This is a genomic window from Streptomyces sp. NPDC005195, assembly GCF_040608315.1.
Classification (GTDB): domain Bacteria; phylum Actinomycetota; class Actinomycetes; order Streptomycetales; family Streptomycetaceae; genus Streptomyces; species Streptomyces kaempferi.
In genome coordinates this window covers 1-10521 of record NZ_JBEXHZ010000090.1, presented here as the reverse complement: position 1 = coordinate 10521, position 10521 = coordinate 1, and the positions used below count along the sequence as shown (strand labels likewise).

At 68.6% G+C, this 10521-nt stretch carries 10 protein-coding genes and 1 pseudogene; 1 reads left to right on the top strand and 10 read right to left on the bottom strand.

Annotation, left to right across the window (positions count from 1 at the left end; genetic code table 11):
• Together ABZV34_RS34940 and ABZV34_RS34935 are read right to left on the bottom strand one after the other, a co-directional pair.
• Nucleotides 1–1266: recombinase family protein (locus ABZV34_RS34940; RefSeq protein WP_356285888.1), on the bottom strand; the 1266-nt coding region annotated here is incomplete at its 3' end.
• Between the two features lie 137 nt (nucleotides 1267–1403).
• Nucleotides 1404–1658, bottom strand: coding sequence for a DUF5372 family protein (locus ABZV34_RS34935; RefSeq protein WP_356285893.1), 255 nt, complete (start codon nucleotides 1656–1658; stop codon nucleotides 1404–1406).
• Here ABZV34_RS34935 and ABZV34_RS34930 point away from each other — a divergent pair.
• Complete coding sequence (locus tag ABZV34_RS34930) at nucleotides 1573–1995, top strand: transposase (RefSeq protein ID WP_356285885.1); 423 nt, start codon at nucleotides 1573–1575, stop codon at nucleotides 1993–1995. The genes ABZV34_RS34935 and ABZV34_RS34930 overlap by 86 nt on opposite strands.
• Before the next feature lie 81 nt (nucleotides 1996–2076).
• On the opposite strand, the pseudogene ABZV34_RS34925 reads toward ABZV34_RS34930, so the two are convergent.
• The 8 genes and pseudogenes from ABZV34_RS34925 to ABZV34_RS34890 all read right to left on the bottom strand — a co-directional run bounded on the left by ABZV34_RS34925 (nucleotide 2077) and on the right by ABZV34_RS34890 (nucleotide 10338).
• A pseudogene (locus ABZV34_RS34925) lies at nucleotides 2077–3581 on the bottom strand (ISL3 family transposase).
• A 450-nt stretch (nucleotides 3582–4031) separates the two neighbouring features.
• Nucleotides 4032–5057, bottom strand: a complete 1026-nt coding sequence (locus ABZV34_RS34920) for an NAD(P)H-dependent glycerol-3-phosphate dehydrogenase (RefSeq protein ID WP_356285882.1) — start codon at nucleotides 5055–5057, stop codon at nucleotides 4032–4034.
• A gap of 35 nt (nucleotides 5058–5092) precedes the next feature.
• Nucleotides 5093–5881 (bottom strand): class I SAM-dependent methyltransferase, encoded by a 789-nt coding sequence (locus ABZV34_RS34915; protein WP_356285879.1) that lies wholly within the window; start codon nucleotides 5879–5881, stop codon nucleotides 5093–5095.
• Nucleotides 5878–7050: a YcaO-like family protein gene (locus tag ABZV34_RS34910; RefSeq protein WP_356285876.1), complete on the bottom strand. Its 1173-nt coding sequence runs from the start codon at nucleotides 7048–7050 to the stop codon at nucleotides 5878–5880. Before ABZV34_RS34910 ends, ABZV34_RS34915 begins: the two co-directional genes overlap by 4 nt.
• Nucleotides 7040–8317, bottom strand: a complete 1278-nt coding sequence (locus ABZV34_RS34905) for a TfuA-like protein (protein WP_356285873.1) — start codon at nucleotides 8315–8317, stop codon at nucleotides 7040–7042. Before ABZV34_RS34905 ends, ABZV34_RS34910 begins: the two co-directional genes overlap by 11 nt.
• A 171-nt stretch (nucleotides 8318–8488) precedes the next feature.
• Nucleotides 8489–8614, bottom strand: coding sequence for a hypothetical protein (locus ABZV34_RS34900; RefSeq protein ID WP_356285870.1), 126 nt, complete (start codon nucleotides 8612–8614; stop codon nucleotides 8489–8491).
• A gap of 388 nt (nucleotides 8615–9002) precedes the next feature.
• Nucleotides 9003–9635 carry a DUF6302 family protein gene (locus ABZV34_RS34895; RefSeq protein WP_356285867.1) on the bottom strand — a complete coding sequence of 211 codons (633 nt, stop codon included), beginning with the start codon at nucleotides 9633–9635 and terminating at the stop codon, nucleotides 9003–9005.
• 274 nt (nucleotides 9636–9909) lie between these two features.
• Nucleotides 9910–10338, bottom strand: coding sequence for an ATP-binding protein (locus ABZV34_RS34890; protein ID WP_356285890.1), 429 nt, complete (start codon nucleotides 10336–10338; stop codon nucleotides 9910–9912).
• Nucleotides 10339–10521 lie beyond the last annotated feature (183 nt).

The window sequence follows — 10521 nt, the reverse complement described above, 5'->3', positions numbered from 1 at the left end:
GGCCCGTTCCGCGGCGAGTTCGGCGGCCCGGTGCGAGCGCTGGTGGCGGTGGTGGACCTCATCGGCCGCGGCCAGGGCGAGGTCCACCTGCTCGGGTGTCAGCGCGGCCAGCAGCAGGTCGACCACCTGCGGGTCGACGGCCGCGGCGGCGATCGAGTGGCAGCCCGGTGTGAGGAGCGCATCGCTGCGGGCCCGGGTGCACACATAGTCCGCGGTGCCGTCCGCACGCCGGTAACGGGTGCTCATCGGGAAGCCACATGAGCCGCAGAAGATGATGCCCTGACATACCGGCGCCCCCTCGCGCGGCGGCCGGGCCTTCGCACGGGTGCGGTTGGCGGCCAGTTTCGCCTCGATCTGCAGATACTGCTGCCAGGAGATATAGCCCTCGTGATGGTCACAGATCAGCACGGCCCACTGATCGCGGGACCGTTGGTTGACGACGGTGACGACAGTGCCGTCAGGCCGCACCTTACGAGAGCTCGCCGAGCGACCGAAGGCATAGGCCCCGGCATAGACCGGATTCTTCAGTACTGCGGCGGCCCGGCCATGGGTGAGCCGTCCCCAGGCCAGCCGCCCGTCCCACACCCCGGTATCCCGGCGGGGAAAGCGACGTCCGGCGAACGCGCGAACCACGGCGAGAGCGGATCCGTGCTGGTCAAAGTAGGCGAAGATGTCCGCGACCGCGGCTCGCACCTCTTCATCAGGGTCCACCAGGATGGTCCCGTCATCGGCATGGACCATGCCGACGGGCAGCGGCAGCCGCAGGTCCCCACGCTCGGCGGCCGCCTTGCGGGCTCCCTGCAGGCGTCCAGCCAGGATGTGCAGCTCGGCCTCGCTCATCGTGGACTTCAGGCCCAGCACCAGGCGGTCGTTGAAATCGCCGAGGTCATAGACACCGTCGGCGTCGATCAGGAGGGTGTCGGTCAGCCGCGCAAACTCCAGCAGTCTGCCGAACTCGGCCGAGGAACGGGCAAGCCGGGAGACTTCCAGCCCGAAGACCGCGCCGACCTCGCCGAGACAGACCCGCGACATCAACTGCTGGAATCCGGCCCGCGTTCCGGAGAACCGACCCGAAACCCCCAGGTCCGCATCCACGACCTCGATGTCGCACGGGGCCCAGCCGATTTCCCGCGCGCGGTCGGCCAGCCCGTACTGGCGGGCAGTCGACTCGGTGTTCTCCCGTGTCTGCAGCAAGGTTGACTGCCGCACATAGATCAGCGCCTGCCTCGACCGGTGCGAGGACGTGATCTTCTGCAGCCCGCTCACCTCCGTTCCCCTCCCCTCGCACCGAGGACTCGAGCATGTTCGCGACCAGCAGCATGACGCTCCGGCTCCAGTCCTCCACCACGGTCACCGTCCGTCACCAATGCCCGGGCTTCGAACGCCAAGAAGAAGGGCACCCTTTACGAGGATCCACCTTCCCTCGCCTCGACACCACGGCTCATCAGGGCATCCACCAGCGCAGACAGCGCACCGAGCCCGTCAGTTGCAAGCCGGTTCTCACCCGGCGTCGGGCCGCGGTCCGTCCACCCCTGCGGGAGCGTCACCGTCACGCCGTCACCGGCAGCGCAGATGAACACCAGACCGCTGAAGCGGCGCACCACGCGGCATACACGCAACCGGCGCCCCGCCAACGGATGGAACGGATGCGTGACCAGGAGCGTGTCCTCAGAAACGCCGCGAAGAGGGGCACTATGCGATGTCCTCTGGCGGTCGGCCTGGCCGGAGTTCACGCCCTACCTGGCGTTCCCGCCGGCCATAAGGACGGTGGTCTATTCCACGAACATGGTCGAGTCGATCAATTCCAGGCTCCGCAAAGCCACCCGCAACCGCGGCCACTTCCCCTCGGCACAAGCCGCGTTGAAGGTCCTCTACCTCGCGGTCCGCGAGCAGATCAACCCCAAAGCGCGCGACGCGAACCACGTCGCCGCACACTGGAAAGAGGCACTGAACCAGTTCTCACTCTTCTTCGAGGACCGGCTCAGCATCCAATGAAACCAACCGACTTACACAAGATCGCTGACACGCCCAATTTAACGGCTCTGTTCCGTAGTCGGTGGTGACGGTCTGTGGTTGTCATTGCAGCAGGATGCGGTGCCGGAGGAGGTCGAATCCTGCTCGGCCGTGCATCTGCCGCATGATCCTCTTTGTCCGGGTGTTGACGCCTTCGGTGCGGCCGTTGCTCCAGGGCAGGGTCAGGCCGGCGTTCACAGCGGCACGGTCGAGCTCCAGGCCGTTGCAGAAGCTGTGTAGGTGGGGCAGGTCGGTTCCGCGGGCCTGGGCGATCCACTCGGTGAGCTTGGAGTCGTTGCCACTGGCTGGCGTCAGCAGGGCAGCGAAGTCGCGGATGAGGGACGTGAGCTGGGTCATCTCGGGGCAGGCCGCAGTGAGAAGGCCGAGCAGTTCGGTGTCCTTGGTCCGCAAGTGCTCGGGGTGGGTGAGCAGGAGCCGGGCGAGGTGGCGGGGGGTTGTCACGGGGCGGTCGCCTTCGGCGCGGCCCTGGTTGAGGTAGCGGACCAGCAGGTTGGCACTGCCGGTGTAGCCCAGTTCCCTAATCTCATGCAGGAGGTGGGTGACGGGGACGGCCGGGTTGTCGGACCGGCGCCGGCGCAGGTGGTCGCGGTAGGGGTCGACCAGGGTGGGTCGGTAGCGGGGGGCGATGCGGTCGGCGGACGGTTCGGGGTTGCGGGCGTAGCGTTTGACGGTGTTCAGCGCGAGGTCCAGTCTGCGGGCGCATTCCAGCAGGCCGACGCCCTGGCCGAGGAGGGCGTGGACTTTGTGCCAGCGCTCCCGGGTGGTCTGCTCACGGATGCCGCCGGGCGGGGTGGGTTGATGGTGGCCCAGCAGGGGGCGTGAGCGCGGACTTCGGCCAGTACTTTGTCGCACAGGTTTTTCCACAGGTGCCAGCGGTCGCTGACCTGCACCGCATTCGGTAGTGCCCGGCGGATCGCCTCGGCGTAGGTGGCCGAGCCGTCCCGGCACACGACCTCGACCTCGTTCTTCCCACGGAGCCATGCCTCCAATGTGGCGGCCTCGCGGTCGGGCAGGACATCGATGCGCTCCCCGGTCTCGGCGTCGATGATGATCGTGGCGTATCGGTGGCGACGGCGCAGGGCGAAGTCGTCGACCCCGATCACCCGTGGGACGCGGACCGTCGGCGGGGGTATGCGCCGCAGCAGGCGCAGGGAGGTGGCATAGGAGAGGGGCGTGGCCAGGAACCGGGTGAGACGGGAAGCCGCCCGCCCGCATAACTCCTTGACCACCTCCGAGACCTGCCTGGTCAGACGCGTGGTGCGGCGCTGAAGGCGCTCGATCAGCCCAGGAACCTGCTCACGGAAGGTCTGCCGTCGGCAGCTCAGGACCGGACAGGCCAGCCGCCGCACCCGGACACGTGCCACGACCTGCCGGCCGTCCACCGGCACATCCGCCAACGTCCGGACGTGATACCCGTGCACCTTCCCCGTCACCACCCCACACACCGGACAGGGCGCGGGAACATCCCGGGTTCGGGCGGTCACCCGGATTACCTCACCGCAGTCCTCCACATCCTCGATGATCAGCGCCGACAACCCGGAAAACACCACACCTACAAGGGAGTTGGTCTCAGTCATATCTCATGGTGACAGGCGAAGACTCAGCGTCACCACCGACTACGGAACAGAGCCAGATCGCTGACACGCCCCCCGGGCCCATCCGCGTGCCGCGTAAGGCATGCGAGGCCACGCGCGGCGCTCGGACGGACAAGCCTGCACGGCGGCGCGCGGTGAGGAGAACTGCGTGCCGAGGGCGATGCGGCGGCCCTTGAGGGCGCCGAGATCGAGCCAGGTTGGGCAGTTCACCGTCGCCGTCGACGGAGGCGAGGACCTGGGAGCCGAGGCAGGAGAGCACCGTCAGCCCGTGCTCGCCTTCGCGTGGGTCGTGCGGGTACACCGAATGTGAGCCAGGGGCGTTCGTTTGACAGACCGGTGTGCTTGCTCCAGGTGGAGAGCATGGGTCGGGTGCCGTCGGTAGGGGGATGTTCTCGGCTGGTGTCAGTGCGTCTTGACTGTCGGATGCTCGTAGTGCTCCGGTTTGGGGGTGCGTGCCAGTAGGAGGTTGGTGGCCTCCTGGACGGTGGTTCTTCCGTCGATGACTGCTGTGACGACTTCGGTGATGGGCATCTCGATGTCGTTTCGGTGTGCGAGGTCGAGGATGGCGTGGCAGGATTTCACGCCTTCGGCGGTCTGGCGGGTTGCGGTGGTGGCCTCGGTGAGGTTCAGGCCTCGGCCGAGGTGTTCGCCGAAGGTGCGGTTTCGGGAGAGTGGTGACGTGCACGTGGCGATGAGGTCGCCGGCTCCGGCCAGGCCGGAGAAGGTGAGGGGGTCGGCGCCAAGGGCGATGCCAAGGCGGGCTGTTTCGGCGAGTCCGCGGGTGATGAGCAGGGCGTGGGCGTTGTAGCCCAGGCCCATTCCGGCAGCGAGGCCGACGGCGAGCGCGATGACGTTCTTCACGGCGCCGCCGAGTTCGCAGCCGGTGACGTCGGTGGCAGTGTAGGGCCGGAAGTAGGGGGTGTGGCAGGCTTTTTGGAGGGTGGTGGCGGCGGTCTCGTTGCTGCAGGCGACGAGGGATGCGGCGGGCTGGCGGGTGGCGATCTCGCGGGCGAGGTTGGGGCCGGAGAGGACTGCGATGCGGTCGTGGGTGATGCCGGTGTTGTCGGCGATGACCTGGCTCATCCGCAGGCCGGTGTGGGTCTCGATGCCTTTCATGAGGCTGACCACCACGGCGGTTGGAGGGATGAGCGGGGCCCAGGCGGCGAGGTTGTCGCGGAGCGTCTGGGCGGGGATCGACAGGACCACGTGCTCGGCGCCGTCGAGGGCCTGGGCGGGGTCGGTGGTGGCGCGCAGGGAGGCGGCGAGCGCGATGCCCGGCAGGTATGGGGGGTTCTCGTGGCGGGTGTTGATCGCGTCGGCGACCTCGGGGCGTCGGGCGTGGACGGTGACGTGGTTGCCGGCGTCGGCGAACACGCTTGCCATGGTTGTGCCCCATGATCCTGCGGAGAGCACTGCTACCCGGGTCATCTGCTGATTCTCCTTCTGCACTGGTCTTCGGCACCCTATCCAGCGGCCGTGGTGAGGGGGCGCGTGAGTGTGATGACGAGGGCCTGGCGGGTGTTGAGGCGGGGCAGCATGCGCTGAGCCTCGGCGATCATGTTGTTTGCCTGCTCGTGGCCGAGTTCGTGTCGCAGGTCGGTCTCTCGGGTGAGCCATAGTGTGTAGAGGCGGCGCCAAACCGCGGGTTCCTCGGGCCGGTTGACGGTGTGTTCGAGGGTGAGTCCGGCCGCGCTGGTGTGCTGTTGGAGGTTGTGGCGGTCGTGGTGGGGTATTGCGCGGGTCATGACGGCGCGGCCGCCGGGTTTGAGGATGCGGTGAAACTCGCGCAGGGCAGCGGGGTGGTCGTCGGCGTTTGCGAAGGCGTCGATGCAGACGAGTCCGTGGACGGACTGGTCGGTGAGGCCGGTGGTCTCCAGGCTGCCGATGTGGAAGCGGGCACGGTCCGTCGGGATGAAGGCGGCACGGCGTTCGGTGGCCAGCCGTACTGCGGTGGCGGAGACGTCGACACCGATGAGCTGCGTGTTCAGGGCGCGGGCGAGCCACAGGCCGACGCCTCCGGTCCCGCACCCGATGTCGGCGAGGAGCTGGCCGGGCCGGAGCCGGAGGCGGGAGACCATGGCGGCAAGGACGGCCCAGTCGCAGGAACTGAACGGCGCGGCCTCGTGGGGGTAGGTGTCTCCCATCGCCTCGGCATACAGCGCGGCGACGAGGGGGCTGGCGGCGCGGGCGGCGTAGAAGGCGTCGAAACGCTCGCCCTGTTCCCGTTCGCGGGCGGTGAGGGTGTGGGTCATCGCGGGATGGTCTTGCGGGTGCGGGAGCGTGTACCGGGAGCGATCACCTTGACCGCGGTGAGGGGTTCGTCGGCCTGGGAAAGAGTCACGGCAATGGGCTCGTAGCCTGTCGCCTTGCTCAGACGGGCGGCGAGGAGCTGGACCAGGTCCTCGAACGTACCGATGGATGCGGGGACCGCGGCCGGGGTGGCGGCGGTCGCCTTGTCCCACCTCAGGTGGGGCCGGGTGTTCGTCGGGGGGAGGGGCTGCGGGGCGGCGAGGACTTCGTCGCGGCTGGCGAGGTCGTCGCGGAGGCCCGCGATGCAGGTCAGGCGGGACTGTGCCGCCTCTGTGATGGCCCGGGCCAGCGCGATGTGCGGGTCGATGTGGCACCCGGCGCCCGCGAAGAAAGCCGGGTAGTCCTCGGACCACAGGTAGGCCAGGCATACGGGCAGGGCGTAGGCGCTGTCGACGACGAACAGTTCGAGGACGGTGTGCGCGTGCTGGAGCCGGTCGATGAGGCTGCGGGCGTAGGGGTCGTGGACGGTGGCCGGGTCGACGGACGTCCGCAGTGCACCGCCGGTGCGTTCGTCGGTGTAGAGGGTGTGCCGCTCGATGACTTCGCACAGGGCGTGCACGAGTGCTTCATCCCTGCTGTTGCCGCAGGCCAGGCCGGTGCTGGTGGTCCGCCAGATGTCCGGGGCCCACATCGGGTGCGGGGCGCGGGAGATGAGTCTGCTGGGGACGAGGAGGGACTGGCCGGTGATGAGGCCGGTGCCGGCCGTCCATTCCTGCGGGAGCAGGTTGAAGCCCCGTAGCGCCTTCAGGTCCTCGGGCGGGACGCGCAGCGGGAGGGCGTCGAGGGGGTAGTTGAGCGGGACGTGGCGGGCGCTGGCGCGGTGGTCGACGGTCAGAGGCTGCTCCGTGTGCCACAGCTCGATAGCCTCCATGACGGCGGAGATCGCCGCGAGCCGGTCGGTGGCGCCCTTGCCCTGGGAGGCGGTGAGGGTGTGAGCGGCGGGGCGGATCGCGGTCCACACGGGCAGGCCGAGGTGGTCGAGGCCGGTGTGGTCGGCGACGCGGGTGATCCCGTACCGGCCCAGGTGGGGTGCGAGAGCGGCCCAGGTGTCGTCGGGGGTGCGGGCTCGAACGGTGCCGTCGAGCGGGATGATCTCGGTGTCAGTACTCATAGGGGGCGGCCTCCATTTTCGTTTCGGGTGCCAGTTCGGCCTGGTCGCGGAAGAAGCCGGCGAGGAAGACCTTCACGGCATCGATGGCGTGCGCTGCGCTGCGCAGGCCGCGGGCGGCCGCCGCGTCCTCCAGACCGGAGAACTTGCACCGCCACAGACCGCAGAGGGTGCGGACGGCCCGGCTGTCGTTGATGGTCTCGGGCAGGAAGCCGGGGGTCGCCCGGCGGGCGTCGTCGTTTGCGGCGAGGTAGCGGAGGATCGACATCCGGTCCGGGCCGGTCTCGCAGGCCAGGAGCCGGGCGACCGTCTCGGTGTCGCGCAGGTCGACTGGTATCCGGAAGGCGGCGTGCACGGGCAGGGTCCCGCCGGCGTCCTCGCCGGTGAGATGGGCCAGGCGTTCGGCCAGCGGCATCCCGGGGCCGGCGTCGGCGGGGTGACGGGAGAGCTGCTCGAGGTGACGGTTCCACACCTCAGGGAACTTCGGGTCGAACACTTGCTGGTAGAGGAGGCACAGTGCGGTGGGCAGCCCCAGACCATCGATGTTCCGTGCGGCGAAGTGGTTGCTCCACCGCAGGAAGTACCCGGTGTCGAAGTGCCGCTCCCGCGGAACGCTGCGGCAGAGGTCAGGCCCGTACTGGGCGGTGTGCACGGCCTGGAGCGCGTCGGCATGCTTGATGTCACCGAAGTGCGGCTCGGCGGCGCGCCGTTCGTCGACCCAATCGATGAAAGCGCTCGTGCCGTGGCGGCGGCAGACGGCCCGCACGACGGCTGCGGTGCGCTGCGGGTAGTAGATACCGCGCAGTGCTTCCATCAGCCCGGATGCCTCCCTGCTCGTGATGACTCGCTGTTCCCTTGCGAGGCTGATGACGTAGCGGCAGGTCACCAGTGGCCATGTCAACGCGCGCCCGGTGTCCGGGTCCTGGCCGACGGCGACCTCGTCGTCCGCGGTGATCTGGCCGGTGAGGTAGGCGTGGTAGATCGTGCCGACGCCGCACATCCCGTACGGGTACAGCTCACGCGCGCGGAGGGCTCCGATGCTGGAGGCGCCGATGACGCGGACGCCGCGGTGCATGATGGCCATGATCTCTTTGTGCCGCAGGGCGGCCGCATGGTGGTAGACACCGTCGATGATGACCACGGTGTCACCGGCGGCGATCTCAGGGTCGAACAGGTCACCGTGGCCTACCGGGGGCAGAACGCGTAGGGCCGGGTTGTGCAGGAGTGCTTCTTCTGGGGGCAGGGTGGGCCCGACGTACAGGTGGATCACTGAAAGGCTCTCCTTCGGGCGGAGGGAAGTTAAGGAAGTGAAGTGCCCCTCGCTGTGATGCTGAGGGGCACTTCCGTAGTGCTGCAGCCCGAGCGCGACGGCGGCCGTCATGCCGGTGACGTCACCGGGCCTGGCTGACACGTCACAGCAGCCGTAATGCCGAGGTCCGGGTCAGGGACCTTCGTCCTCGACGTCCTCGATACGGACAGCACCGGTCGGCTCTACGAGCTCGGCTGCGACGCCCAGCGGCTGCCCGGGCCCCGCCTGCGCGGCAATTTCAGACTTGGATTTCTCCACGGCTTCTTCCTTCCTGCAATTCAGTGCGTACGGCGGGAGCGGACGCTCACGCCGGTGGTGCCACGGACCCTGTGGGAACCGGATCCGCCTTCCGTCCTTGCGGGCGGGAGGTCTTGTGGTGCGGACCGCGCCGCCGCCTGCCGGCCAGGGGAGGGGAGCCTGGCGTCGGCGCGGTCCTGTGCCGGCCCCCAGCGGCGGGGCAAACGAGCCAGCGGGATCTTGGAAGCGGGGTCAGCCGACCGCACACGAACGGGCCCTGCGATCCCGGCTCGCGCACGCTCTGCCGGGCGAGCTCGCCGACGCCGCGGAGACCCGGCGGCGGGGTGCAAGCCTAAAGAGGCGTGCCTGGCACGTGGCACAGGGCCATGGAGCGTCGAAAGGCTTGCGGTCAGCGCTGGACGATGGGCGTGGAGGACGGGGTGTGCGCAGCGGTGTATTCGATGACCCCGGTTTCGTGGTAGCCGAACATGCGGCCTCGGGTGGGCCAGTCATCGACGGGTGTAGGGGCACCCCAGCAGATGGTTCTCGGCTCCCACGGTGAGCCGAGTGGCTTACGTTGGCGGACCTTGGGATACCGCTCTGGATGTGTTTCCAGCTGCAGAATGACGAGCAGTGCTTCGCCCCAGTTCCCGACGGTGACTTCCCCCGCCACGCGAACCCCGCCCACGGGTACCGCCAGCCGTGTCGCGCCTGCGCCGGATCCCCGGGCTGAGCGGAGATCGATGACGAGGCTCTGCTCGAGCAGGCCGGGCTCCGCTAGACGCCGAGCAAGCGCCGCCCGCTCCGTCTCATCGACGGATGTCTCCTGCCTGGTTGCATGGGCAGTTCGTACGTGCGTGCGCCGGGGTACGTCCCAGACATCGAGCTGCCGCCGCAGCCATTCGATTCCCACGCCGTAGTCACGGCAGAGCGTCGCCATAGACGCACCCTCGTAGGTGTATCGGCGGACCACGGTTGCCTTATGGGCGATAACTGCTGCGCGATTTGCTGAGACCTCGCGCTTGGTGCGGTGATTCGTCATCAGTCTGTCTCCCGTGCGGCCTCGAACAGGCCTGACGGCTGGAGGAATTGGGTCTGGGCACGAGGTCTGTCGTGTGCGCACCACGGTGGAAACCCGACAGGCCGGGCTCGCGCCGGGGGCGCGCGGGGGCTTCGAGTTACTGAAGGAGGAGGAAGGGCGGCGCCCGCGCGTTGCGAGTGCCTGGGCGAGCGAACCTGCTCCGCGAGGTCACCCATGTCCATGGCCGGTGCGGCCGCTGACGTCTGCTGCGCCGGCGTGAACTCCAAAGCGGCCATCAGACGGCAGGTTCCTTCGCTACGGGCACTGTGAGAGAGCACCAGGTCTTCGTGCAGTCGGGGCTGACACCCCAGGAGCCGCTGTACTCGGAAGTGATGGACTCAACGATCCACAGTCCCCGCCCGCTCTCGGCATCCAGCTCCGGTGCTCCCAGCCGGGGACTCTCTCGCGAGCCGTCGTCGACCGTCAGCCGGACGGTCTCGCTTGAACAGGAGAGGAGCAGAGACACCCCCGGGCCGTCTCCGTGCTCCAGCGCGTTGGTGACCAGCTCGCTCGTCAACAGCTCCATGGGCTCAACGAGTTCAGGTAATCCACACAGACGCAGCCGGGCGGCGACGAGCCGGCGCATCTGCGGAACACGGCGAGCATCCTGTGCCGGGACCGGATGGCCTGCGATCCGTTGCTGCCGTTCGAACCACACAGTCATGACGTCGGGCCCATCCACGGTTGGGTAGGACACAAGGCGACGGGCCGCCGCGGTGAGTGTCACCTCGTACCGCCGCTCTGGCCAGAGGGCCTGACTTGCACTGCCGTGGGCATCGCCACGCACCTTCTTTCGTACCCGTCGCGGAGGGGACGCCTGCGGGCTGCCGAGGGCTCTTGACAGGGC

Excerpts from the sequence above, each read along its gene's own strand:
- ABZV34_RS34930 (WP_356285885.1), top strand. The coding sequence starts at position 1,573 with ATGAACACCAGACCGCTGAAGCGGCGCACCACGCGGCATACACGCAAC.
- ABZV34_RS34920 (WP_356285882.1), bottom strand. The coding sequence starts at position 5,057 with ATGACCCGGGTAGCAGTGCTCTCCGCAGGATCATGGGGCACAACCATG.
- ABZV34_RS34915 (WP_356285879.1), bottom strand. The coding sequence starts at position 5,881 with ATGACCCACACCCTCACCGCCCGCGAACGGGAACAGGGCGAGCGTTTC.
- ABZV34_RS34910 (WP_356285876.1), bottom strand. The coding sequence starts at position 7,050 with ATGAGTACTGACACCGAGATCATCCCGCTCGACGGCACCGTTCGAGCC.
- ABZV34_RS34895 (WP_356285867.1), bottom strand. The coding sequence starts at position 9,635 with ATGACGAATCACCGCACCAAGCGCGAGGTCTCAGCAAATCGCGCAGCA.
- ABZV34_RS34890 (WP_356285890.1), bottom strand. The coding sequence starts at position 10,338 with ATGACTGTGTGGTTCGAACGGCAGCAACGGATCGCAGGCCATCCGGTC.